Origin of the sequence: Nostoc sp. (assembly GCF_036918245.1) — a bacterium.
Classification (GTDB): domain Bacteria; phylum Cyanobacteriota; class Cyanobacteriia; order Cyanobacteriales; family Nostocaceae; genus Nostoc.
In genome coordinates, this window is the sequence record NZ_JBALEF010000061.1 from 30,275 (window position 1) to 52,880 (window position 22,606).

Annotated in this window: 31 protein-coding genes; 28 read left to right on the forward strand and 3 right to left on the reverse strand. The window is 44.8% G+C overall.

Annotation, left to right across the window (positions count from 1 at the left end):
- The first annotated feature begins 228 nt into the window (after positions 1–228).
- The gene (locus V7L12_RS17385; RefSeq protein ID WP_335086041.1) at positions 229–630 is read left to right on the forward strand and encodes a nuclear transport factor 2 family protein; all 402 of its coding nucleotides are present in this window, start codon (positions 229–231) and stop codon (positions 628–630) included.
- An 84-nt stretch (positions 631–714) separates the two neighbouring features.
- Here V7L12_RS17385 and V7L12_RS17390 read toward each other — a convergent pair whose 3' ends face one another.
- Both V7L12_RS17390 and V7L12_RS17395 read right to left on the reverse strand, forming a co-directional pair.
- A complete protein-coding gene (locus V7L12_RS17390; RefSeq protein ID WP_194041514.1) occupies positions 715–1,029 on the reverse strand; it encodes an RNA recognition motif domain-containing protein in 315 nt (104 codons plus the stop codon).
- Positions 1,030–1,292: 263 nt separating this feature from the next.
- Entirely contained in the window at positions 1,293–1,832 is a 540-nt protein-coding gene (locus V7L12_RS17395) for a phycobiliprotein lyase (RefSeq protein ID WP_335086043.1), read from the reverse strand.
- Positions 1,833–2,357: 525 nt separating this feature from the next.
- On the opposite strand from V7L12_RS17395, the gene V7L12_RS17400 reads away from it, so the two are divergent.
- From V7L12_RS17400 to V7L12_RS17410, 3 genes are all read left to right on the forward strand, one after another.
- On the forward strand, positions 2,358–3,806 hold the full coding sequence (locus V7L12_RS17400) for an efflux RND transporter periplasmic adaptor subunit (protein ID WP_335086045.1): 1,449 nt from the start codon (positions 2,358–2,360) through the stop codon (positions 3,804–3,806).
- Between the two features lie 75 nt (positions 3,807–3,881).
- Entirely contained in the window at positions 3,882–7,196 is a 3,315-nt protein-coding gene (locus V7L12_RS17405; protein ID WP_335086047.1) for an efflux RND transporter permease subunit, read from the forward strand.
- A 463-nt stretch (positions 7,197–7,659) separates the two neighbouring features.
- Complete coding sequence (locus tag V7L12_RS17410) at positions 7,660–8,133, forward strand: GNAT family N-acetyltransferase (RefSeq protein ID WP_335086049.1); 474 nt, start codon at positions 7,660–7,662, stop codon at positions 8,131–8,133.
- Between the two features lie 35 nt (positions 8,134–8,168).
- On the opposite strand, the gene V7L12_RS17415 is transcribed toward V7L12_RS17410, so the two are convergent.
- Complete coding sequence (locus tag V7L12_RS17415) at positions 8,169–8,645, reverse strand: NAD(P)H-quinone oxidoreductase subunit N (protein ID WP_292774912.1); 477 nt, start codon at positions 8,643–8,645, stop codon at positions 8,169–8,171.
- Positions 8,646–9,582: 937 nt separating this feature from the next.
- On the opposite strand from V7L12_RS17415, the gene rplC reads away from it, so the two are divergent.
- The 24 genes from rplC to rpsK all read left to right on the forward strand — a co-directional run bounded on the left by rplC (position 9,583) and on the right by rpsK (position 22,463).
- Entirely contained in the window at positions 9,583–10,215 is a 633-nt protein-coding gene (rplC, locus tag V7L12_RS17420; protein ID WP_335086053.1) for a 50S ribosomal protein L3, read from the forward strand.
- A 134-nt stretch (positions 10,216–10,349) separates the two neighbouring features.
- Positions 10,350–10,988, forward strand: coding sequence for a 50S ribosomal protein L4 (gene rplD / locus V7L12_RS17425; RefSeq protein ID WP_335086072.1), 639 nt, complete (start codon positions 10,350–10,352; stop codon positions 10,986–10,988).
- Complete coding sequence (locus V7L12_RS17430; protein WP_094349089.1) at positions 10,981–11,295, forward strand: 50S ribosomal protein L23; 315 nt, start codon at positions 10,981–10,983, stop codon at positions 11,293–11,295. Before rplD ends, V7L12_RS17430 begins: the two co-directional genes overlap by 8 nt.
- A gap of 98 nt (positions 11,296–11,393) precedes the next feature.
- Positions 11,394–12,257: a 50S ribosomal protein L2 gene (rplB, locus tag V7L12_RS17435; protein ID WP_094349090.1), complete on the forward strand. Its 864-nt coding sequence runs from the start codon at positions 11,394–11,396 to the stop codon at positions 12,255–12,257.
- Between the two features lie 100 nt (positions 12,258–12,357).
- Positions 12,358–12,636: a 30S ribosomal protein S19 gene (rpsS, locus tag V7L12_RS17440; protein ID WP_012410721.1), complete on the forward strand. Its 279-nt coding sequence runs from the start codon at positions 12,358–12,360 to the stop codon at positions 12,634–12,636.
- 81 nt (positions 12,637–12,717) lie between these two features.
- On the forward strand, positions 12,718–13,074 hold the full coding sequence (gene rplV, locus V7L12_RS17445) for a 50S ribosomal protein L22 (protein WP_335086055.1): 357 nt from the start codon (positions 12,718–12,720) through the stop codon (positions 13,072–13,074).
- Positions 13,075–13,127: 53 nt separating this feature from the next.
- Positions 13,128–13,910, forward strand: a complete 783-nt coding sequence (gene rpsC, locus V7L12_RS17450; RefSeq protein ID WP_335086057.1) for a 30S ribosomal protein S3 — start codon at positions 13,128–13,130, stop codon at positions 13,908–13,910.
- Between the two features lie 131 nt (positions 13,911–14,041).
- Entirely contained in the window at positions 14,042–14,467 is a 426-nt protein-coding gene (gene rplP / locus V7L12_RS17455; RefSeq protein ID WP_012410718.1) for a 50S ribosomal protein L16, read from the forward strand.
- Between the two features lie 3 nt (positions 14,468–14,470).
- Complete coding sequence (gene rpmC / locus V7L12_RS17460; protein ID WP_179068334.1) at positions 14,471–14,698, forward strand: 50S ribosomal protein L29; 228 nt, start codon at positions 14,471–14,473, stop codon at positions 14,696–14,698.
- A gap of 6 nt (positions 14,699–14,704) precedes the next feature.
- Entirely contained in the window at positions 14,705–14,953 is a 249-nt protein-coding gene (rpsQ, locus tag V7L12_RS17465) for a 30S ribosomal protein S17 (RefSeq protein ID WP_094349093.1), read from the forward strand.
- 46 nt (positions 14,954–14,999) lie between these two features.
- Entirely contained in the window at positions 15,000–15,368 is a 369-nt protein-coding gene (gene rplN / locus V7L12_RS17470; RefSeq protein ID WP_069070772.1) for a 50S ribosomal protein L14, read from the forward strand.
- Positions 15,368–15,721: a 50S ribosomal protein L24 gene (gene rplX, locus V7L12_RS17475; RefSeq protein WP_069070771.1), complete on the forward strand. Its 354-nt coding sequence runs from the start codon at positions 15,368–15,370 to the stop codon at positions 15,719–15,721. Before rplN ends, rplX begins: the two co-directional genes overlap by 1 nt.
- Before the next feature lie 96 nt (positions 15,722–15,817).
- Positions 15,818–16,366 (forward strand): 50S ribosomal protein L5, encoded by a 549-nt coding sequence (rplE, locus tag V7L12_RS17480; protein WP_292774910.1) that lies wholly within the window; start codon positions 15,818–15,820, stop codon positions 16,364–16,366.
- A 20-nt stretch (positions 16,367–16,386) separates the two neighbouring features.
- Positions 16,387–16,788 (forward strand): 30S ribosomal protein S8, encoded by a 402-nt coding sequence (gene rpsH / locus V7L12_RS17485; RefSeq protein ID WP_094349096.1) that lies wholly within the window; start codon positions 16,387–16,389, stop codon positions 16,786–16,788.
- A gap of 86 nt (positions 16,789–16,874) precedes the next feature.
- Complete coding sequence (rplF, locus tag V7L12_RS17490; RefSeq protein WP_012410711.1) at positions 16,875–17,423, forward strand: 50S ribosomal protein L6; 549 nt, start codon at positions 16,875–16,877, stop codon at positions 17,421–17,423.
- A 2-nt stretch (positions 17,424–17,425) separates the two neighbouring features.
- A complete protein-coding gene (gene rplR, locus V7L12_RS17495) occupies positions 17,426–17,788 on the forward strand; it encodes a 50S ribosomal protein L18 (protein WP_334922542.1) in 363 nt (120 codons plus the stop codon).
- Between the two features lie 93 nt (positions 17,789–17,881).
- A complete protein-coding gene (gene rpsE / locus V7L12_RS17500) occupies positions 17,882–18,409 on the forward strand; it encodes a 30S ribosomal protein S5 (RefSeq protein ID WP_334730166.1) in 528 nt (175 codons plus the stop codon).
- 103 nt (positions 18,410–18,512) lie between these two features.
- Entirely contained in the window at positions 18,513–18,956 is a 444-nt protein-coding gene (gene rplO / locus V7L12_RS17505) for a 50S ribosomal protein L15 (protein ID WP_334818714.1), read from the forward strand.
- Between the two features lie 74 nt (positions 18,957–19,030).
- Positions 19,031–20,341, forward strand: a complete 1,311-nt coding sequence (secY, locus tag V7L12_RS17510; protein WP_099101133.1) for a preprotein translocase subunit SecY — start codon at positions 19,031–19,033, stop codon at positions 20,339–20,341.
- A 2-nt stretch (positions 20,342–20,343) separates the two neighbouring features.
- The gene (locus V7L12_RS17515; RefSeq protein ID WP_335086060.1) at positions 20,344–20,898 is read left to right on the forward strand and encodes an adenylate kinase; all 555 of its coding nucleotides are present in this window, start codon (positions 20,344–20,346) and stop codon (positions 20,896–20,898) included.
- A 162-nt stretch (positions 20,899–21,060) separates the two neighbouring features.
- Complete coding sequence (infA, locus tag V7L12_RS17520) at positions 21,061–21,285, forward strand: translation initiation factor IF-1 (protein WP_006276978.1); 225 nt, start codon at positions 21,061–21,063, stop codon at positions 21,283–21,285.
- A 117-nt stretch (positions 21,286–21,402) separates the two neighbouring features.
- Positions 21,403–21,516: a 50S ribosomal protein L36 gene (rpmJ, locus tag V7L12_RS17525; RefSeq protein WP_015129703.1), complete on the forward strand. Its 114-nt coding sequence runs from the start codon at positions 21,403–21,405 to the stop codon at positions 21,514–21,516.
- A gap of 119 nt (positions 21,517–21,635) precedes the next feature.
- Complete coding sequence (gene rpsM, locus V7L12_RS17530) at positions 21,636–22,016, forward strand: 30S ribosomal protein S13 (RefSeq protein WP_104906411.1); 381 nt, start codon at positions 21,636–21,638, stop codon at positions 22,014–22,016.
- Between the two features lie 51 nt (positions 22,017–22,067).
- Positions 22,068–22,463 (forward strand): 30S ribosomal protein S11, encoded by a 396-nt coding sequence (gene rpsK, locus V7L12_RS17535; protein ID WP_069070761.1) that lies wholly within the window; start codon positions 22,068–22,070, stop codon positions 22,461–22,463.
- The last annotated feature ends 143 nt before the right edge of the window (positions 22,464–22,606 follow it).

A 22,606-nucleotide genomic window follows, 5' to 3' on the forward strand; every position in this document is an offset into this window, starting at 1 on the left:
AAAGTTTCTAGTAGCTCTGTAATCAAGTTTAGTGTTGGTTTCTCTGAAAAGATAACTGTATTATTTAACCCCGCTGGAATCCCTACCAATCAGCGGGTTTTTTTAATTAACTTGCTCAAGGGTGCGATCGCATAAAAATCAAAGTTCAAAGCGATCGCAAAATATAATTAGTAGCGATCAATCGCCTAATCATACCTGCCACTATCCAATTTAGTCTTCAAAACATATATGAAAGCAGACTATTTAGAAGAATCACTTTTTCGTGAGTTGGAGGAGCGTTTGCTTCAACCCGATGTACGAAAGTCAGCTAAAGATATCATAGATTTACTTGCTGACGAGTTCATTGAATTCGTCAGATCAGGGCGTGTTTTTAATAAACAGCAAATTATCGAGAGCTTGCAGAATGAACCCATCCAACCCCTGACTCAAAGATTGATAACAGAATTCAAAACGTTAGTTTTAGCAACAGGGGTTATTTTAGTAACTTCTCGTATAGTCAGACATATATCTGGCGAACAACCTGTTCATTCGTTGCGAAGTTCCATCTGGAAATTAAACAATGAGCGATGGAAAATGATCTTTCATCAGGGCACTCTGGTTAGAGAATCATCAGTGCGGTATGATAAGTAATTGCCTAAGATTATTTAGAATCAAAATTTTGCATAAAAAAGACTCAAGCATTCCTGCCTGAGCCTTTTCTAAATTCAATTAAGCTTAGTAGCGGTTGTTGCTACGGTTGTAACCGCCGCCACCACCACGGTTCCCAAAGGAACCACCACTTCTGTCTTCTTTGGGCTTGGCTTTATTTACTTTGAGGTCACGACCAAGCCATTCAGCACCATCAAGAGCTTCAATGGCTTTTGCTTCTTCATCTTCTGAACTCATTTCTACGAAAGCAAAGCCGCGTAAACGACCTGTTTCACGGTCTGTGGGTAGTTGAACACGCTTTACAGCACCATATTCTGCAAATACAGCACTCAGCGCATCTTGTGTAACATCATAAGAGAGGTTACCTACGTAAATTGACATCAAATGTCTCCAAAATCATAAGTTTGTAGAGATTTAGATTTCGGAGAGAAGTCTGTAATACCAAAAGGGAAAAGCCTGTCAATACTAAAAACAAACACTGTCACCGAATTAATTCTCATTTCACTTCCCATGATGACATAACAACTAACTTTCTAGAAAAAGTTTGAAAAACTGTTATAAAAAGTTATATAAGCGGTTAATAGCTAGATGCTGGCTAGTCTCAAAACGGGTGAGGCTCTAGTGAACCGCACCCACGAGATCAACTAATCCACTCTCTTTTCTAAATATTGACCAATCATTAACTGCTCACCAGCACGGGAGATAATGGTTTGTCTGGTACGGTATTTGCTGCCAATTAACTTTAACTCTTCTTCAAAGACTGAACCGTTGTACTCAGTTCGCAAACACATTGTTTTAGGGTTGGAGAAATAATACTGAGCGGTGACTGGTTTGGATATGGCAAAACCGCGATCGCGATACAAAATGTTTCCCATAGCCCCAAATATCGTTGAACCTTGCGACTCTTTCTTGGGATTTAGTACATCTGTACTTTCCCATGTCACTGCTGCACCACAGATCAAACTACCTGTATCAGGCAAATCGTGCATCTGAGCTAGGTTTTGCAATTCATCACAGCCTTGGTTGAGAAAATTGATCGTAACTATACTTTCTATCTCCTTGGTTTCTCCCTTGGGTAGGGTGTAGTAGCGCCGTTGCGATCGCCAGTTACCCGCTGATTCCTGGAAAAATTCGGAAATCTGGGCTTCGTCAGCGGTTTGTGCAATTTTTAGCAATAATGTCACTTTTAACTTTCCTGACCTAATATTGGTGGCTGTAATATGTATCGCCCTTTTCTTCGCTGTCTATACGACCGCTTGATTGAAATATCACAACGCCAAAAAAAGCAATTTATGTTTACTATTCTTAATATATTGGATTGAGCGTAAAAATTACCAGGCATTTTCCTATAGCAAGCCTAGCAATGTCAGCCTAAGTATAGTTATTTAATACTGCCTATTTTAGAAGTAGGGGCGTAAAACTCCCGTATCTTCAGTAAATACAAGTCTTCTACTAAGGGCAGATTGCAAGAAATTTAAAAATATTTATACTGAGCTAAGAATTGCATCCGCAGCTAAAAAGCTGCCGACTCAATGTAAAGAGTTAAAGTGGTGAGAAATTTTCGGAATAAAAAGTAATTTTTGATACAAAATTCTGCAAGAAGATAGCTAATTGACTCTCGCCGCTTTTCACTATTCATAATGTCTCAAAATTACTTGGTAATGCACGGCTGTTTAACCCAAAAAGCTCCCCAAATACAAGAAAAATAAATGATTTTGGACAGAAATAAGCCGCACAAGCAGGCGAAAATCTCACCTTTCGCAGCCGCTAACCAGGTAATTAATACCCAGTTAGATTCAATTGTGAAGACTGATATGGTTGTTGCAGATACAAAGAGTAGCGTTAACACAAAGGTGTCTTCCCCTTTTGCATCCATATTATTGATTCCCTTTTTGCTGGGCATAGGACTGCTGACAGCGAATTGTGGAGCGCTACCCAAGGAAGAAGCGGCTGATGCACAATCTCAGAGTCCTGGTAGTGGACAACGTGTTAGTGCAACGGCTGTAGATGTGGCGATCGCTCGAACTGATACGCTGCAAACACAACCAGAATACACAGGTAATACAACACCCTTCCGAATTGTGTCACTGCGATCGCAGGTAGAAGCCCGGCTCTTGGCTTTGAACCTTGATGTCGGCGATGCAGTAAAACTTGGGCAAAACGTCGGACAGTTAGATGATGCCATCCTTTCGACCGAATTAAAGCAAGCAGAAGCAGAGCTAGCAGCCCTCAAATCAGAAGTAGCCAGGGCAACAAATCAGGTAAGCAATGCCCGTGCAGACGTTGAACGGGCGCGGCTAGAAGTAGTACAAGCTCAAGCAGACTCAGAACGGCAGCAGAGGTTGTTCAAAGCTGGAGCGATCGCTGAACAAACTGCCCAGCAAGCACGTACCCAGGCAAAAACAGCCGCCCAGGCACTCCGGGCAGCCCAAGAACAAGTTCGGACAGAACAGCAAGCCGTTGCTGCTGCTCAAGGTAGAGTACTTGCTCAACAGGCATTGGTTGCTCAAACCAAAGAACGCAGGTCTTACGCTCGGCTGGTATCCCCCATCACTGGCGTAGTCACAGAAAAGGTGACAGAACCAGGCAATCTGCTGCAAGCAGGTAGCGAAGTCTTGAAAATTGGCGACTTTAATCGTGTCAAAGTTGTCGTCCAAGTTTCCGAATTAGAACTGTCACAAATTCAAGTTGGGCAGTCTGTACAAGTGCGTTTAGATGCCTTCCCCAAAGAAGCATTAATTGGCAGAGTTACGCGCATTTCCCCCGCAGCCGATGCCACAGCTCGCTTGATACCTGTAGAAGTAGTGATTCCCAACACTCAAGGTAAGATTGGCAGCGGACTACTGGCGCGAGTCAACTTTGAAAACCAGACTCAACAGCGGGTAGTAGTGCCGCAAACAGCTATTCAAAAACAAGCAGAGGCAGCAAAGGGAGCAGGAAAAGAGCAAGAAAACCCATCGGGGACGCTATTTGTGGTGAAAGACACAGAAGGCAAGACGAAAGTAGCGACGCGTGCAGTCACTTTAGGAAAAAGGGCTGATGGCAAGGTGGAAATTTTATCCGGTTTGCAAGCGGGAGAACGCTATGTTGTTCGTAGTGGTAAGCCGTTAAAAGAAGGTGACACTGTAAGTCTTTCAATTCTTTCAGAAAAGCAATAGTCGGGTGAGCGATAACCACCATACCAAAGAAAAAAGTACTCAGTAGTCAGCACTTAGCACTTATCACTTAGTATCATGCAACAGACAAACAATAATAATGGCAATGGCGGATTTAGCCTTAGTGCGATCGCTATCCGCCAACACATTGGCACACTCATGCTCACTGTGGCAGTAATTGTCATTGGGGTATTTTTTCTCACAACGATCCAAGTCGATTTGCTACCGTCAATTACTTATCCCCGAATTGGCGTTCGGCTAGAAGCCCCTGGTATTTCACCAGAAGTAGCAGTAGATGAAATCACCAGACCTTTAGAAGAAGCTTTATCAGCAACCGAGAATGTAGTGCAAGTTTTCTCCCGCACCCGTGAAGGACAGGTAAGCCTCGATTTATACTTCCAACCAGGGGGCGATATTGACCAAGCCCTAAACGATGCAACTGCTGCTTTTAACCGAAATCGAGGACAATTACCAGATACGATAGAGGAGCCGCGCTTATTCAAAGTCGATCCTTCTCAATTGCCGGTTTATGAATTGGCGCTGACCTCTGCTTCATTGCCAGGTAAAGAGTTACGCGTATTTGCTGATGAAGAGTTAACGCGTGAACTCAGTGTCGTGCCGGGAGTCGCTTCCGTTGATGTATCTGGTGGCGCAGAGGAAGAAGTACGAGTGCTTGTTGACTTAAACCGATTGCAAGCTTTGGGTGTCGGGTTAAATGATGTTTTAAATGAATTAACAGCCCGTAACCAAGATACTTCTGGTGGTCGGATTCTGGGGCAAAATTCTGAGCCATTGACTCGCACTGTCGGACGCTTCCAAAATGCCAAGGAAATTGAAAACCTTTCCTTGGAAGTTTCTTCTCCTGCTAGTGCTAATACCAGTAATAGCAGTAATACCACTACCACTACTACCACTACCCCTGCACCTTCCCGCCGTGTTTATTTGCGAGATTTTGCTAAGGTAATTGACGATACAGAAGAACAGCGAGTATTTGTTTATCTGAATCGTCAGCCTGCGGTGAAATTTTCAGTCCAAAAGCAGCCTGAAGCCAACACGATCACAGTTGTAGATGCTGTGAAGCGGCGAATTGAACAATTACGACAATCAGGTTTAATTCCAGCAGACATGACTTTGAGTCCCACCACAGATGAATCTGTCTTCATCCGTAATTCTTTAAATGATGTCATCTTTTCGGGGATTTCTGGGGCATTGTTAGCAGCAGCAGCAGTGTTGTTATTTTTGGGATCGTTCAGGCAAACATTCATTATTAGTTTGACGATTCCGCTGTGTACTCTGGCGGCGATCGCTTTAATGAGAATATTTGGCTTAACCTTGAATGTTTTTAGTTTGGCAGGTCTGACACTAGGAGTCGGTCAAGCAATTGATACATCAGTTGTGATCTTGGAGAACATTTCTGAAAAAGCAGGTATGACTCCCAATCAGAGGGAGATGGAGGCAGGGGAGCAGGGGAGCAGAGGAGCAGAGGGGAAGGGGAGAAATTCCAAATTCTTTATTGACAGTGCGATCGCAGCTTCCCAAGAAGTAGAATCTGCTTTAGTTGCTGCTACAGGTGCCAACTTAGTTTCTGTAGTGCCATTCCTCTTAATTGGCGGCTTTATTGCACTGCTATTTAATGAACTGATTCTGACAATTAGCTTCGCAGTCGCAGCATCCCTTGTCGTCGCCATCACAATAGTGCCGATGCTGTCTTCTCGACTCTTGGGAATTCGCTGGTCTAGTAGGATCAGCGAATTTTGGCTGCTTAGACAATTTAATCACCGATTTGAAGATGCGACGCGGGGATACGGTAACTTCTTAACCAAGGTCTTACGCTATCGCTTTTTCGTAGTAACTGCTGCTTTAGTAATTTTAGGCGGCAGTAGCTTCTTCATGTTTGGTCAAATTCCCCAAGAAATTTTACCCCGCATTAGTACTGGTCAAGCTAACTTGAGAGCGCAGTTTCCTCCCGGTACACCTTTAGTAACTTCTCAAAAAGTTATGCAAATTGTCGATGACATTTTGCTCAAACAACCAGAAACCGAGTCTGCTTTCACAACAGTGGGTGGTAATTTATTTGGCAGCAGTACTACAGAAAATCCTTTACGTGCCAGTAGTACCATCAATCTTAAACCAGGCACAGATGTCGAAGCTTTCGTCAAAAAAGTAACTCAGGAATTTAATAAACTCAACTTAGCAGGAATTCTGCTACGCCTCAATCCTGGTCAGGTGCGGGGTTTAATCTTGAGTAATTCTCCAGTGCAAGGGTCAGAAGTTGACGTGGTTCTGCAAGGTGAGAACGAAGAAAATTTAACGCAAGCAGGCGCTCAAGTACTGCAAGCATTACAAGAAAGGGCAAAATTAGCGACATTCCGACCAGATGCCGACCCCCGACAACCGGAAATCCAAATTCGCTCCGACTGGGAACGGGTTTCAGCTTTAGGGTTGAGCGCCGGGCAAATTGGTGCAACAGTTCAAACAGCAATTGAAGGTTCAGTTCCCACGCAAATTCAACGCGGTAATCGTTTAGTTGACGTGCGGGTGCAGCTAAATAAAGAAGCGATTCAACGTCCTTCTCAGTTAGAGCAATTACCGCTATTTACAGAAAACAATCAACTAATCCGCCTTTCAGATGTGGCGAAGATTCAAGAAGGTCAAGCGCCTGGTGAGGTGCAACGGATTAATCAGCGCCAAGCTTTTATTGTCGCAGGAAATCTCAGTGAGGGAGCTAGTCTTGGTGAAGCGATCGCAGAAGTAAACGAGGTACTCAAAGATGTAGACTTACCTGATGGCGTTTCAATTGTGCCTAGTTCTGCCCAAGAAACTAATCAGCAACTTCAGGATGCTTTAAAAACTTTGGGGGCGTTGGCGGTGTTCTTAATCTTTGTAGTCATGGCGGTGCAATACAATTCGCTGATTGACCCATTGGTAATTATCTTCACCGTACCACTAGCATTAGCTGGGGGAATTTTTGGACTTTACATTACCCAAACGGCAATTGGTGCAACTGTAATTGTTGGTGTTGTGCTGCTGGTGGGAATTGTGGTGAACGCAGGGATTCTAATGGTAGAACTAGCAAACCAAATTCGGGATGAAGAAGGTTGTACTCGCCAAATTGCGATCATGAAAGCTGCTCCTCAACGCTTACGCCCAATTATCATGACCACAGTCACCACTATCTTGGGATTGTTTCCTTTGGCATTAGGTATTGGCGAAGGTTCTGAGTTTTTGCAGCCTTTAGGGATTGTAGTTTTCTTTGGGATGGCGATCGCAACGATGCTGACACTATTTATCATCCCCTGTTTTTATATTCTGTTGCACGATTTGCTTGGTGGAAATTGGGCAAAGCCAGTGTTAACCCGATTGCGTGGAGTTACGAAAAAACTTATCAGCTAATCAACATTTAAGTTGCACATAGAGCAATATCGATTTTGCTGGTGATTGCGATTGCTGTTTGTTTCTGGAGTGGTTATAAATAGACAACCGTTTGCCATAGTCTCTAAACCTTATAACCATTTCAGATATCCACTTAGACATCACCCTTGCTCTAACCAAGCCAGCTTTTCCCCAATGCTAAAAACAAAGTTTTCCAAAGTTTATGATGCTCAGGGTCAACAAAACGATACTCTTGCCGGAGTAAGTGAATAAAAACTATAGCGGTTTGCAGTTGAGTCCAATACAGACCTAACCCCCAACCCCTTCCCTGCTAGGGAAGGGGAGTAAGATTCAAAGCCTCTCTCCTCTTAGGAGAGAGGAATGGAAGTGAGGTTGAAACTGTACTGCACTCAAACGAGAACCGCCATATATATCTCACTTCTAGGCATTCTTTCTTGTTTGTGCTTTTTGTGCTTGAAAGCTTATGCTGATCCGCCCCGCCACAATAACCGACGTACCCGCAGTTTTACCAATGGTTGCCAAAATTTGTGCTTTGCATGAGTCTTGGGATTCCGCCAAGTATGGTTTTCTACCGCATCCAGAACAGCGTTATGAGCAATGGTTGACGCGTTTGGCAAATAGCGATCGCAGTATATTTCTAGTATCCGAAAATGAAGGGCAAATTGTAGGGTTTCTGGTGGCAACAGTTGAGCGAGAAATACCAATTTATCGGTTACAGGAATTTGCTTTTATTCATGATATCTGGGTCAAGCCGGAATATCGCCAAAACGGAATTGCGCGGCAGATGATGATGCTAAGTGTTGAACGCTTTCATCAGATGGGCGTCAAGCAAATTCGTCTAGATACAGCAATTGCTAACGAGGCTTCACGGCGGTTATTTGCATCTTGTGGTTTTCGATTCAGCATTATTGAAATGCTGATTGAATTGAGTCATTAGTCATAAGCTTATGACTAATGACTAATGACAAAGGACTAACTAGCTAACAGAGTTTTTTCTAGAGAAGTCCAACGGAAAGAGCGATCGCCACCCCTCTCAATGATTACTCTCACTCGTGGTTCTAGTTGAGGCAAATTCGTCAAATACTCAAGTTCCTCATTGGAAAGAATATGCCCTTCAATAATCCACAAGACCAGCCCCTTGGATTTTGGTGGTAACTGTTCTAAATGAGAATTGAGAATTGGTGGAAGATAGTACACTTGACCTACTGCCGCCCCGCTACCAGTACTTTTTTTCCCAAGATGAGGAGGTCTGACTCCATGAATTCTTGTGAGATAGGCAGCTACATCACCCAGTCCTTTAGCAGTAATGTGAAGGGTAGTATAGCCAGCTGCCCGTAGTCGGCGCTGATATCGACCTTCATAACCCCCTTCCAGAGGTACATACACTCCCAGAGCGCCAAATTTTTCCAGATCGCGGATTAAACCGTTGCCAGTGGTAATTAGTGCCATAGATTTTCGTCTTATCCCACTTAGATATCTCTATTATTTACCCTGAACCGATAGATTAAAAGCATTTTTTTGGGTATTGGGCATTGGGCATTGGGCATAGTTATTCTCCCTTGTCCCCCTGCTTCCCCCACTCCCTAAAAATAGCTCTATAAATTACTGGACAAACATAAATAAATAATTTATATTATTAGATTGTGACCAAACACGCAAATTAGGTTGACTTTTTACTGTCATTCTGAAGTAGTGTTAGCATCAAAAACTGATGACTTAATCCAAATTGGATAATCTAACTCAGATTGATCGTAGACTGTTAAACTAAGAAAGCTTTCAGGTCAACATTAGAGCTTATGGAAGAATAACCAAAGTTAATCCTAAGCTCCAAGGTACGTTTACTCCTGTGCCTCTAAAAAAGCAGGCAAAAGCTTAAACAATAGTTTAAGGTGTTTAAGGAAGTAAAAACTGAGCAGCAATGTTGGTTTCATGGCATTACGTGAGTCTCAGTTAACGGATACTGGGCGGTAATAACCGCTTAAGTCCAACTGCAACACGGCAGTAGCCAATCTCCGGGAAGCCGCCCTTCGGGCGTGTACAAATCGGAAAACCCGCCGACAGCGCTGCCTCCAGAAAGTGCCAGAGCAATTGCTTGGACGAAAGCATTGCTGCACACAGCTTAAAGCTGTAGCGCCTTGCATTGATTCCAGAAGTTACTCCTTCCCAACGGGAAGAAACTTGTGGCTGTTCTGGTGATCTAATGAGTGAAGCTAAACAGATTCACCAAGCAGTACGGACACGGTTTGTTGTGTCCGAAAGCATTTGGAGCGGTTTATTGAAACCATTCCAAATTTCGCAGGCTAACCCAGCCTAAACTGATGCGTACAAAGCGTGTCCTCTAGAGTCCAATTCCAAGGTCAGCAAGTAGAAAGGAGAACCAGTTACTGTGTCTGTAGGTATTCTCGGCACCAAGCTGGGCATGACCCAAATATTTGACGAAGCAGGAGTATCTATTCCTGTAACTGTCATTCAAGCAGGGCCATGCACCGTTACACAAGTTAAAACGAAAGAAACCGACGGTTACTTTGCCATTCAAGTTGGTTATGGCGAAGTCAAACCCAAGGCACTAAACAGACCTCTACTGGGTCATTTGGCTAAATCATCTGCCCCAGCATTGCGTCACTTAAATGAATATCATACCGATAGCTCTAGTGATTATGCTTTAGGTCAAGAGATTAAAGCAGATATTTTTAGCGCTGGTCAAATTGTTGATGTCGTCGGTACAAGCATCGGTCGCGGCTTTGCGGGAAACCAAAAGCGCAACAACTTTGGTCGCGGGCCAATGTCACACGGTTCCAAAAACCACAGAGCACCGGGTTCTATTGGTGCTGGTACAACACCAGGTCGTGTCTATCCAGGTAAGCGGATGGCAGGTCGTTTAGGTGGAAAACGTATTACAATCCGCAAGCTGACGATAGTGCGAGTTGACCCAGAACGCAACTTATTGCTAATTAAAGGAGCCATCCCTGGTAAAGCAGGCGCTCTAGTAAGTGTTGTGCCTGCAAAAATAGTGGGATAGTCAAAAGTCATTAGTCAGTAGTCAGTAGTCATTGGCTAAGGACAAAAGACAAATGACAAATGACGCCACGTGCTTTACTTGGGGAAACCCCAAAACCGCAGTGGCTCACAAAGGACAAAGGACAGATAACAAAGATGGTTGAAAGCGTAGTTAAAAATTGGCAAGGAGAACAGGTCGGCGAGACGACCTTCGAGTTGCGCGTTGCCAAGGAAGAAACAGCGTCTCATATTGTGCACCGCGCCTTAGTACGGCAATTGACCAATGCTCGTCAAGGAAATGCCAGTACAAAAACTCGTTCGGAAGTCAGAGGTGGTGGCCGTAAACCTTGGCGGCAAAAAGGTACTGGTCGCGCTCGTGCAGGGTCTATTCGTTCACCATTGTGGCGTGGTGGTGGTGTGATCTTTGGGCCAAAGCCTAGAGATTTCGACCTGAAGTTGAACCGCAAAGAGCGACGTTTAGCACTGCGGACAGCATTTGTCGGTCGTATTGACGACTTGATCGTAGTAGAAGAATTTAGCACCGAGCTATCTCGCCCGAAGACTAAAGAATTAGTGGCAGCGCTTGCCCGTTGGGGAATAGTACCAGAAAGCAAGGCACTGTTAATTTTGTCTGAAATTGCGGATACAGATAACGTTTATTTATCAGCCCGCAACATTGAAAATTTAAAACTAATTGCAGCCGACCAGCTAAATGTTTTTGATTTACTGCACGCTGACAAAATTGTAGTTACGGCATCAGCCCTAGAAAAAATTCAGGAGGTCTACAGTGCCTAGCTTTGACCCCCGCGACCTTGCCGACTTAGTACGTCGCCCAATCGTCACCGAGAAAGCGACCATTTTGATGGAGCAAAACAAGTACACCTTTGAAGTAATTCCAAAGGCCTCTAAGCCAGAAATCAAGGCTGCGATCGAAGACTTGTTTCAGGTCAAGGTTGTAAAAGTCAACACCATCTTACCACCGCGCAAAAAGCGGCGCGTTGGTAAATTTATTGGTTATAAACCCCAATATAAGCGAGCGATCGTCACCGTCGCACCTGGGGATGAAGACAAGATTAGACAAGTTCTATTCCCAGAAGTCTAAAAAGTTGTGAGTTAGGAGTTAGGAGTTAAGAGTTACTGAACTCAAAACTCAACACTCAGCACTCAGCACTCAGCACTCAGCACTCAGCATTTAAAAATATGGGTACTCGTTCTTATCGCCCTTATACCCCCAGCACTCGCCAAGTTACAATCTCTGACTTTGCGGAAATTACCAGAACCGAGCCAGAAAAATCCCTAACAACCTCGAAGCATCGCGCCAAAGGTCGGAATAATCACGGACGGATTACTAGTCGTCGCCGGGGTGGCGGACATAAACAACTTTATCGGATCATCGATTTTAAAAGGGATAAACATAATATTCCTGCCAAAGTCGCAGCAATTGAATACGATCCTAACCGCAACGCCAGAATTGCCCTTTTGTATTACCAAGATGGCGAAAAACGGTACATCCTTCACCCCAACGGGTTGAAAGTTGGAACAATAATTGTATCTGGGCCTGATTCTCCCTTTGAAGATGGTAATGCTTTACCGCTCTGGAAGATTCCCTTAGGTACTAGTGTTCACAACGTAGAATTCACACCTGGTAAAGGTGGTCAAATTGTCCGTGCTGCTGGTGCTAGCGCCCAAGTTGTGGCAAAAGAAGGTAATTACGTAACTCTCAAGTTGCCTTCAGGAGAAGTCCGCTTGATTCGACGCGAGTGCTACGCCACTATTGGGCAAGTAGGCAACACCGATGCAAGAAACCTGAGTGCAGGTAAAGCCGGACGAAATCGCTGGAAAGGTCGCCGTCCTAAGGTTAGAGGTAGCGTCATGAACCCAGTGGATCACCCACATGGTGGTGGTGAAGGTAGAGCGCCTATCGGTAGATCGGGGCCTGTTACACCTTGGGGTAAACCCACATTGGGTGCGAAGACACGCAATCGCAAGAAACTTAGCAGCAAGTTGATTGTACGTCGTCGTCGTAAGTCTTCTAAACGCGGTCGCGGTGGTCGTGAATCTTAAAGAGTTAGAAGTTATGAGTTATGAGTTGAATCTAACTTATAAACTCCTCACTCCTAACTCCTCACTACTAATTCCTAAATCCTAAATCCAAAATTGAACTATGGGTCGTTCTCTAAAAAAAGGTCCTTTCGTTGCGGATCATCTCCTAAAGAAAATTGAAAAGCTCAACGACAACAACAGAAAAGAAGTTATTAAAACTTGGTCACGAGCTTCGACAATTTTGCCTCTAATGGTAGGGCATACCATAGCTGTTCACAACGGACGCCAACACGTTCCCGTTTTTGTAAATGAACAGATGGTAGGACATAAGTTGGGTGAATTTGCCCCGACACGCACCTACAGGGGTCATGGAAAAAGCGACAAAAAAGCAGGTAGGTAGTTATTAGTCATGAAGTCATTAGTCATTAGCTAAAGACAAGTGACAAATGACCAGTGACAAATGACAAAATTGGAGAAAATTATGGCTAATAGTACTACTGAAGTAAAAGCGATCGCTCGTTTTATCCGCATCTCGGCCTATAAAGTGCGTCGGGTACTCGATCAAATCCGCGGGCGGTCTTACCGAGAAGCGTTAATCATCCTGGAATTCATGCCCTATCGCGCTACTGAACCCATCTTGAAGGTTCTCAGAAGCGCTGCTGCCAATGCCGAACACAACGCTGGGTTAGATCGGACTCAACTAGTGATTACTCAGGCTTATGCCGATCAAGGGCCGCCGTTGAAGCGCTTCCAACCAAGAGCGCAAGGTCGAGCTTACCAAATTCGCAAGCCGACGTGTCATATTACTGTGGCTGTTGCAGCCGCCCCAGAAAAATAAGCGCGTTTACACGAATAAATTGCGTAAAGTAAGAAATTTTAGAGGAAGCATTCGTGGGACAGAAGATTCATCCAGTTGGTTTTCGCCTGGGTATTACACATGAACATCAATCCCGTTGGTTTGCTGTTCCTGATCGCTATCCAGAACTACTACAAGAAGATTACAAACTCCGTCAATACATAGAACAAAAGCTGGGTAGACAGGCTCAAAACAACGCCGGAATTTCCGAAGTGCGGATTGAGCGCAAAGCCGACCAAATCGACTTAGAAGTGCGCACAGCTAGACCTGGGGTAGTTGTGGGTCGTGGTGGACAAGGTATTGAATCCTTACGTACCGGACTCCAAGGATTGTTGGGTAGTAATCGTCAAATTCGGATCAATGTAGTTGAAGTTCAACGGGTTGATGCTGATGCCTACCTAATTGCCGAATACATTGCTCAACAATTAGAACGTCGGGTTTCCTTTCGGCGGGTAGTGCGGCAATCGATTCAACGTGCCCAACGCGCTGGTGTCCAAGGTATTAAAATCCAAGTTAGCGGTCGCCTCAACGGTGCGGAGATTGCCCGGACAGAGTGGACTCGTGAAGGTAGAGTACCTTTACATACCTTACGGGCTGACATTGACTACTCTTATTGCACGGCAAAAACTGTTTACGGCATTTTAGGTATCAAAGTATGGGTGTTTAAGGGAGAAATTATTCCTGGACAGGAAGAAACACCCCTACCACCAGCAAGCCGCGAACGCGAACGCGATCCCCGCGAACGCGAACGTGAACCCCGTCGCCGTCAACAACAACGTCGTCGCCAGCAATTTGAAGACCGCTCGAATGAAGGATAAATCGTCATTAGTCATTAGTCATTAGTAAATGGCAGATGACAAATGACATAGACGCGCCAGCGGCTACTCTTCGAGTTCTCCAACGGAGTACCCGCAGGGTAGGACAAATGACAAATGACAAGTAACAAACCATGTTAAGCCCTAGAAGAACTAAATTCCGCAAACAACAGCGCGGACGGATGGAAGGACTAGCCACGCGTGGTAGCACCCTCAACTTTGGTGATTTTGCACTCCAAGCGCAAGAACCTGCTTGGATTACCTCCCGGCAAATCGAGGCTTCTCGTCGGGCGATGACCCGTTATATTCGTCGCGGTGGACAAATCTGGATTCGGATTTTCCCTGATAAACCTGTAACCATGCGTCCTGCTGAAACCCGGATGGGTTCCGGTAAAGGTAATCCAGAGTTTTGGGTAGCTGTAGTCAAGCCAGGACGAATTTTGTTTGAAATCGGTGGGGTTTCTGAAGAAATCGCCCGTGAAGCTATGCGTTTGGCTTCATTTAAACTGCCCATCAAAACTAAGTTTATTGTGCGCTCTCAACCACAGGAGCAGGAGTAGCTTATGCCTCTTCCCAAGATTTCAGAAGCTAGAGAATTAAGTGACGAGAAGCTCTCTGATGAAATTGTCGCGATCAAAAGACAACTATTTCAGTTGCGCTTGCAAAAAGCCACCAGACAACTAGAAAAGCCCCACCAGTTCCGACAATTGCGCCACCGCCTAGCCCAATTGCTGACGCTAGAAACAGAACGCAAACGGGCAGCAAGTCAATCGGCTAAAGAAAAAAAGTAGGAGATTATGGCAGTTAAAGAACGAGTTGGCTTGGTAGTGAGCGATAAAATGCAAAAAACTGTGGTAGTAGCCATAGAAAACCGTGCTCCTCACCCCAAGTACGGCAAGATTGTGGTTAACACCCAACGATATAAAGTTCACGACGAAGAAAATCAGTGTAAAGTAGGCGATCGCGTTCGCATTCAGGAAACTAGACCCCTGAGTAAAACCAAGCGCTGGAAAATCACAGAAGTCCTGAACGTCAAGCCTACTTAAACCTCATCGTTGTTAGTTTCTAACAACATTACAAGGGAGAATAATTGTGATTCAACCCCAGACTTACCTGAATGTCGCAGATAATAGCGGCGCCCGTAAACTAATGTGCATCCGCATCTTAGGTGGAGGCAACCGCCGTTATGGTTTTATCGGCGATAAAATTATCGCCGTTGTCAAAGATGCTACACCCAACATGGCTGTAAAAAAGTCTGATGTCGTGGAAGCAGTAATTGTCCGCACTCGTAAAGCCGTATCTCGTGACAGTGGCATGAGTATTCGCTTTGATGATAACGCCGCTGTAATCATCAACAAAGACGGTAATCCCAGAGGTACACGGGTTTTTGGCCCAGTTGCACGGGAACTACGCGATAAAAACTTTACCAAAATTGTTTCTCTGGCTCCGGAGGTGCTTTAATGGCAACCAAACAGGGTACGCCCAAAGTATTCCACAAAATGCACGTCAAAACTGGCGACACCGTACAAGTGATTGCTGGCAAAGACAAAGGAAAAGTTGGCGAAATTACTCAGGCACTTCCCCAACTGAGTAAAGTTATCGTCAAAGGTGTCAACATTAAAACCAAGCACGTCAAACCCCAGCAAGAAGGGGAATCAGGGCGAATTATTACCCAAGAATTCCCGATTCATAGCTCCAACGTCATGCTTTATTCCACTAAGCAAAACGTTGCCAGTCGTGTTGGTTACACTTTTACCTCAGAAGGCAAAAAGGTCAGAAAACTCAAGAAAACTGGCGAAATTCTCGATAAATAAGAATTAGTCAACTTGAGATTTTAGATTTTAAATTTAATCTAAAATCAAAAATTAAAGCTTCCCTGACCAAGCCCAGGGATATCAGGACAAAAAACTATGCCGACAACAAGACTCAAAACCTTATATCAAGAGACAATCGTCCCCAAACTGATCAATCAGTTTCAATATACCAACGTTCATCAAGTACCAAAGTTGGTAAAGGTTACGATTAACCGAGGTTTGGGTGAAGCAGCTCAAAATGCGAAGTCACTAGAGGCATCTATCAACGAGATTGCCGTGGTAACAGGTCAAAAACCAGTGGTGACACGGGCGAAAAAGGCGATCGCTGGCTTTAAGATTCGTCAAGGGATGCCTGTGGGGATCATGGTGACACTCAGAGCCGAACGGATGTATGCCTTTTTCGATCGGTTAGTTAGCCTGTCACTACCCAGAATTCGAGATTTTCGCGGCGTTAGCCCTAAAAGCTTTGACGGACGCGGTAACTACACTCTGGGTGTGAGAGAACAGCTAATTTTTCCAGAAGTCGAATACGACAGCATCGATCAAGTGCGTGGGATGGATATTTCCATCATCACCACAGCAAAAAACGACGAAGAGGGACGCGCCTTACTTAAAGAATTAGGAATGCCCTTTCGCGATCAATAAGTTCATCTATAGAGGGAACGATGGCGGCTAACGACACAATTGCAGATATGCTGACGCGCATCCGCAATGCCAACCTGGCGCGGCATCAAACTACACAAGTGCCAGCGACAAAATTGACCCGGAGCATTGCCAAAGTGCTACGGGAGGAAGGCTTTATTGCTGAAATCGAAGAAGCAGAAGAAGGGGTAAAACGCAATCTGGTGATTTCCCTGAAATACAAGGGGAAAAACCGTCAGCCTCTGATCACCGCCTTAAAACGGGTCAGTAAGCCTGGCTTGCGTGTTTATTCAAATCGAAAAGAATTACCAAGGGTACTAGGCGGCATTGGCATTGCCATTATTTCTACATCCAGTGGCATTATGACTGACCGCGAAGCGCGGCGTCAGAACTTGGGTGGCGAAGTACTTTGTTACGTTTGGTAGTCATTGGTCATTAGTCATTTGTCACTTGTCATTAGTGAAAGACAAAGGACAAAAGGCAAAGGACAAATAACAAAGGACAAAAAGTCATGTCTCGTATTGGTAAACGTCCAATTACTATTCCCGCCAAAGTTCAAGTGGCGATCAATGGTACGAATATTGTGGTGAAAGGGCCGAAAGGAGAACTTTCTCGCACTCTCAGAGATAATGTCTCACTCTCTCAAGAGGGGGAAATATTACACGTAAATCGTCGGGATGAAACTCGGACATCGAAGCAATTGCACGGCTTGAGCCGCACTTTAGTTGCCAACATGGTCGAGGGAGTTTCCCAAGGTTTTCAGCGCCGTTTGGAAATTCAAGGTGTTGGTTACAGAGCACAACTTCAAGGGCGTAACCTAGTTTTAAATATGGGTTATAGCCATCAAGTGCAAATTGAACCACCAGATGGAATTCAGTTTGCCGTAGAAGGTACCACTAACGTCATTGTCAGCGGCTATGACAAAGAAATTGTCGGTAACACAGCCGCCAAAATTCGTGCCGTTCGTCCACCAGAACCTTACAAAGGTAAAGGCATTCGCTATGCCGGTGAAGTGGTCAGACGGAAGGCTGGTAAGACTGGTAAGGGTGGTAAGAAGTAGAAATGAAACTTACTCGTAGAGAATCAAAAAACCGTCGTCATCGACGCGTTCGTGGCAAAGTGATTGGCTCCCCAGAACGTCCGCGTTTAGCGGTATTTCGTTCTAATGAGCATATTTATGCCCAGCTAATTGATGATACTCAGCATCAAACCATCGTGTCCGCATCGACTGTAGAACCAGAGTTGAAATCTAGTTTAGCGTCATGTGCAAACCGCGACGCATCGGTGCAAGTTGGTAAATTGATCGCAGTGCGATCGCTAGAAAAAGGCATCACCAAAGTAGTCTTCGATCGCGGTGGTAACTTATATCATGGTCGTGTCAAAGCACTAGCTGATGCAGCACGCGAAGCTGGTTTAGATTTCTAAAGTCATTGGTCATTAGTCATTAGTTATTGGACAAATGACAAAGGACAAATGACAAATGACAACTGACAAATGACGTTCACCAGAGCATAAATTATGGCAACAGAGCGTAAAAGTAGAACAAAGCGTGCCAAAAAAGAAGAAACCACTTGGCAAGAGCGGGTTATCCAAATCCGACGCGTAAGTAAAGTGGTCAAAGGTGGTAAGAAACTCAGCTTCCGAGCGATCGTTGTCGTTGGTAACGAACGTGGTCAAGTTGGTGTCGGAGTAGGCAAAGCCTCAGATGTAATTGGCGCCGTCAAAAAAGGCGTAGCCGACGGCAAAAAACACCTCATTGATGTCCCAATCACCAAATCCAACTCCATCCCCCATCCCATTGATGGTGTCGGTGGCGGTGCAAAAGTGATTATGCGTCCAGCCTCACCTGGTACTGGGGTAATTGCTGGTGGTGCAGTGCGAACTGTGTTGGAATTAGCCGGAGTTCGTAACGTTTTAGCCAAGCAACTAGGCTCCAACAATCCGCTCAATAATGCTAGAGCCGCAGTTAATGCCTTATCTACACTGCGTACCCTTTCTGAAGTCGCCGAAGATCGCGGTATTCCTATTCAAAATCTCTACATCTAATTTAGTCATTAGTCATTGGTCATGAGTCATTAGTGAATAACAAAGGACAAATGACAAATGACAAACGACGAATGACAAACGACAAATGAGAACTTGATAACTTATGAGACTCCATGATGTTAAGCCGCAAAAAGGCTCAAAGAAACGGAAAAAGCGTGTAGCTAGAGGTATTTCTGCCGGTCAAGGCGCTAGTGCTGGTCTAGGTATGCGGGGTCAAAAATCTCGTTCTGGTAGTGGTACCCGACCAGGTTTTGAAGGTGGTCAACAGCCATTGTACCGCCGCTTACCTAAGCTGAAGGGCTTTCCGATTGTTAATCAGAAGATTTACACTACGATTAATGTAGAGAAGCTAGCCTCCCTTCCCGCGAATACGGAAGTAACTTTGACCTCCTTGAAAGCCGCAGGTATCCTGACTGCTGTCAAAGGGCCATTGAAAGTTTTAGGTAACGGGGAATTGAGCATCCCGCTCAAAGTACAAGCGGCAGCTTTTACAAGTTCAGCTCGTAGCAAAATTGAGGCAGCTGGTGGTAGTTGTGAAGTCTTATGAGTGAGCCGGAACAGCGCACTTAAATGCAAGCCAACTCGCTGCCAGTGCTTGGTCCACTATAAAGGTAGCACTCTATGATCAGTCGAGATAAAGCTCCAACGGCTCAAGAAACTTTTATGCAGATGGCGCAGGCAGCTGGCCTCAGAGGTAGGCTGCTTGTCACCGTCGGTATTTTAATTTTGGTTCGCCTGGGTATTTTCTTACCCGTCCCAGGGATTGATAGACCGAGATTTGCCGAAGCCATATCGGGCAGTAATTCCATATTCGGCTTATTGGATATATTTTCCGGGCGAGGACTTTCGACTTTGGGAGTCTTTGCTTTAGGGATTTTGCCCTTCATTAATGCGTCTATTATCATCCAATTACTCACGGCTGCAATTCCAACTTTAGAAAATTTACAGAAAAATGAAGGGGAAGCCGGTCGGCGAAAAATATCGCAAATTACCCGCTATGTCACTGTAGGTTGGGCAATTCTTCAAAGTACAGCTTTTTCGGCATTATTCCTCCAGCAATTCGCCTTAAAACCAGGACCCATATTTGTCGCTGAAACTGCGATCGCTCTGACTGCTGGTTCAATGTTCGTCATGTGGGCATCAGAACTAATTACAGAACGGGGCATTGGGAACGGAGCATCATTACTGATTTTTGTCAACATTGTCGCGTCATTACCAAAAGCTTTGGGTGATACCATCGACTTGGTACAAGTCGGCGGTCGGGAAGCAGTGGGTCGGGTAATCGTGCTAATCTTAGTTTTCCTAGCAACAATTGTTGGTATTGTGATTGTGCAGGAAGGAATGCGCCGCATCCCAATTATTTCGGCTCGTCGCCAAGTAGGTCGGCGAGTTTTGGCAGAGCAGCGTAGTTATCTGCCACTGCGGCTAAATCAAGGCGGCGTGATGCCAATTATTTTTGCTGCTGCTATCCTCAGTTTGCCACTGCTAATCGCCAATTTTACTAAAAATGCCGATTTAGCGAATATAGTTAACACTTATTTGAGTCCAAGCGGTTCTAGCTCCTGGGTCTATGCCTTGGTCTACATGATTTCCATTGTTTTCTTCAGCTACTTCTATTCTTCGTTGATTCTCAACCCAGTAGATGTGGCGCAGAACTTGAAGAAAATGGGTTCTAGTATTCCTGGAATTCGTCCTGGCAAGGCAACTAGCGAATATATCGAACGCGTGTCCAACCGACTCACTTTTTTGGGTGCGATCTTTTTGGGCTTCGTTGCTATTATCCCTACCGCCGTGGAAAGCGCTTTGAATGTAAAAACTTTCCGGGGAATAGGTGCAACCTCTTTGTTAATTTTAGTTGGTGTGGCAATTGAGACAGCCAAACAAGTCCAAACTTATGTCATCTCTCAGCGCTATGAAGGAATGGTGAAATAATAGTGACGAGATTAATCTTCTTGGGGCCACCTGGAGCGGGTAAAGGAACACAAGCTCATACCTTGGCTGAACACTTGAATATTCTCCATATTTCTACTGGTGAAATATTAAGACAAGCCATGAAAGAGCAAACTCCTTTAGGAATTAAGGCTCAAAGTTATGTTGATAGTGGCGAGTTAGTGCCAGACCAGCTAGTGGAGGACTTGGTACAGGAGCGCCTCAATCAGCCAGATGCCAAAAATGGTTGGATTCTGGATGGTTTTCCCCGGAAAGTGACCCAAGCAGCTTTTCTGGAGAAGTTACTAAAAGCAATACATCAAGGTGGCGAAAGGGTAGTCAATTTAGATGCACCAGATGAAATTGTGATCGCACGTTTGCTAGCTAGAGGACGAAAAGATGATACCGAAGAGGTAATTCGTCGTCGTTTAGAAGTATATCGCGCTGAAACTGCACCTCTAATTGATTATTATGGCGATCGCAAAAAACTCCTAACAGTCAATGGCAATCAGTCCCAAGAAGATGTCACTGGTGAACTACAAAAGGTAATCGCTTCGTGAAAAGGAGGGGAATAGGGAGTAGAGAATTCCCTACTCCCAAGAAAAAGATCAATTTTAGCTAAGATATATTAAGAAACTGTTGATATATTTCTTAAAATGTGTTTCTTTGCAGATGAAGCGCTGCAACTGAACACGAAATTGTTGAGTTGAGGAAAAAACAAATTGTCTAAGCAAGATTTGATTGAAATGGAAGGCACGGTTACAGAGTCCTTGCCCAATGCGATGTTTCGCGTTGACTTGGACAATGGTTTTAACGTGCTTGCACACATTTCCGGCAAGATTCGCCGAAATTATATCAAGATTTTGCCCGGCGATCGCGTCAAGGTGGAGTTAACCCCCTACGACTTGACCAAAGGCAGAATTACCTATCGACTACGAAAGAAGTAAGTATATGTAGAGAATTTTACCATAAAACCATTTTTTTGACTGTTTACTAGTCATTTAACTGGATTAATTTCCCTAGAAATGCTATAATTTTATATTTGGAGTCAAAAAATAAAAGGCATGAAAGTTAGAGCCTCAGTCAAGAAAATTTGTGAAAAGTGTAACGTGATCAAACGTCGTGGTCGCGTTATGGTGATTTGCGTGAACCCCAAGCACAAACAACGTCAAGGATAACGCTCTTACCAACAGAGCTAGTTAGTTGTAACACGCATATCATCATTAAAACGAAAAGACGCGATTAATCACGTTTTTCCAACCAACAGTAATTGCGACAACAATAGGGAGAGTTCATTGTGGCACGTATTGCCGGAGTAGACCTTCCACGCGATAAGCGCGTCGAGATCGGTCTGACTTACATTTACGGAATTGGTTTATCACGCTCTCAAGAAATTATAGCGGCAACTGGTGTGAACCCAGATACCCGCGTTAAAGACTTAAGTGATGCCGATGTAACAGCCCTACGAGGCGAAATAGAAACCAACTATCAAGTTGAAGGCGACTTGCGGCGCTTGGAGTCTTTGAACATCAAGCGCTTAGTTGACATTGGTACCTACAGAGGCCGTCGTCATCGCATGGGCTTACCAGTCAGAGGACAAAGAACTCGCACCAATGCCAGAACCCGTCGAGGCAGAAGGCAGACAGTGGCTGGGAAGAAGAAGGCTCCAGGGAAATAATTTTGCAATTGCTAATCCGAGCAAGTTTTACCTTAAATCAATTAAACAAGTATGGCGAGACAACCAACTAAAAAAACCGGGAGCAAGAAGCAGAAACGGAATGTACCCAGTGGAATGGCCTACATCCAGTCTACTTTCAACAATAGCATTGTCACCATTACCGATCAAAATGGAGATGTCATCTCTTGGGCCAGTGCTGGTTCTAGCGGTTTTAAGGGAGCAAAAAAGGGAACTCCCTTTGCAGCGCAAACCGCAGCTGAAAGTGCAGCTCGCCGAGCTATCGATCAAGGAATGCGCCAAATTGAGGTAATGGTCAGTGGACCAGGAGCAGGTAGAGAAACCGCTATCCGGGCACTCCAAGGAGCAGGACTGGAAATTACACTGATTCGGGATATTACCCCGATTCCTCACAATGGTTGTCGTCCACCCAAGCGCCGTCGAGTTTAAATACCAAGACTTGGGCAGTGAGGACGAAAAGTTACAGCCAGCAATGACCGCTTGAGCGTCTAACGTGCAAACTGTCATTGGGTGAAAGCTTGGGCGACCAGAAGCGTGTCAGATTTTCCCGCCGGGAAAGCTGTTAAGCTTCG

What these genes read in the sequence shown, in the direction of transcription:
- rplF (WP_012410711.1), top strand. Translation starts at nt 16,875, where the DNA reads ATGTCTCGTATTGGTAAACGTCCAATTACTATTCCCGCCAAAGTTCAA.
- rplP (WP_012410718.1), top strand. Translation starts at nt 14,042, where the DNA reads ATGTTAAGCCCTAGAAGAACTAAATTCCGCAAACAACAGCGCGGACGG.
- V7L12_RS17405 (WP_335086047.1), top strand. Translation starts at nt 3,882, where the DNA reads ATGCAACAGACAAACAATAATAATGGCAATGGCGGATTTAGCCTTAGT.
- rpmJ (WP_015129703.1), top strand. Translation starts at nt 21,403, where the DNA reads ATGAAAGTTAGAGCCTCAGTCAAGAAAATTTGTGAAAAGTGTAACGTG.
- rplE (WP_292774910.1), top strand. Translation starts at nt 15,818, where the DNA reads ATGCCGACAACAAGACTCAAAACCTTATATCAAGAGACAATCGTCCCC.
- secY (WP_099101133.1), top strand. Translation starts at nt 19,031, where the DNA reads ATGATCAGTCGAGATAAAGCTCCAACGGCTCAAGAAACTTTTATGCAG.
- rplO (WP_334818714.1), top strand. Translation starts at nt 18,513, where the DNA reads ATGAGACTCCATGATGTTAAGCCGCAAAAAGGCTCAAAGAAACGGAAA.
- V7L12_RS17400 (WP_335086045.1), top strand. Translation starts at nt 2,358, where the DNA reads ATGATTTTGGACAGAAATAAGCCGCACAAGCAGGCGAAAATCTCACCT.
- V7L12_RS17410 (WP_335086049.1), top strand. Translation starts at nt 7,660, where the DNA reads ATGCTGATCCGCCCCGCCACAATAACCGACGTACCCGCAGTTTTACCA.
- rplR (WP_334922542.1), top strand. Translation starts at nt 17,426, where the DNA reads ATGAAACTTACTCGTAGAGAATCAAAAAACCGTCGTCATCGACGCGTT.
- rpsQ (WP_094349093.1), top strand. Translation starts at nt 14,705, where the DNA reads ATGGCAGTTAAAGAACGAGTTGGCTTGGTAGTGAGCGATAAAATGCAA.
- rpsH (WP_094349096.1), top strand. Translation starts at nt 16,387, where the DNA reads ATGGCGGCTAACGACACAATTGCAGATATGCTGACGCGCATCCGCAAT.
- V7L12_RS17390 (WP_194041514.1), bottom strand. Translation starts at nt 1,029, where the DNA reads ATGTCAATTTACGTAGGTAACCTCTCTTATGATGTTACACAAGATGCG.
- rplV (WP_335086055.1), top strand. Translation starts at nt 12,718, where the DNA reads ATGGCTAATAGTACTACTGAAGTAAAAGCGATCGCTCGTTTTATCCGC.
- rplD (WP_335086072.1), top strand. Translation starts at nt 10,350, where the DNA reads ATGGTTGAAAGCGTAGTTAAAAATTGGCAAGGAGAACAGGTCGGCGAG.
- rpsE (WP_334730166.1), top strand. Translation starts at nt 17,882, where the DNA reads ATGGCAACAGAGCGTAAAAGTAGAACAAAGCGTGCCAAAAAAGAAGAA.
- rplX (WP_069070771.1), top strand. Translation starts at nt 15,368, where the DNA reads ATGGCAACCAAACAGGGTACGCCCAAAGTATTCCACAAAATGCACGTC.
- rpmC (WP_179068334.1), top strand. Translation starts at nt 14,471, where the DNA reads ATGCCTCTTCCCAAGATTTCAGAAGCTAGAGAATTAAGTGACGAGAAG.
- V7L12_RS17415 (WP_292774912.1), bottom strand. Translation starts at nt 8,645, where the DNA reads ATGGCACTAATTACCACTGGCAACGGTTTAATCCGCGATCTGGAAAAA.
- rpsS (WP_012410721.1), top strand. Translation starts at nt 12,358, where the DNA reads ATGGGTCGTTCTCTAAAAAAAGGTCCTTTCGTTGCGGATCATCTCCTA.
- V7L12_RS17385 (WP_335086041.1), top strand. Translation starts at nt 229, where the DNA reads ATGAAAGCAGACTATTTAGAAGAATCACTTTTTCGTGAGTTGGAGGAG.
- rplB (WP_094349090.1), top strand. Translation starts at nt 11,394, where the DNA reads ATGGGTACTCGTTCTTATCGCCCTTATACCCCCAGCACTCGCCAAGTT.
- rpsK (WP_069070761.1), top strand. Translation starts at nt 22,068, where the DNA reads ATGGCGAGACAACCAACTAAAAAAACCGGGAGCAAGAAGCAGAAACGG.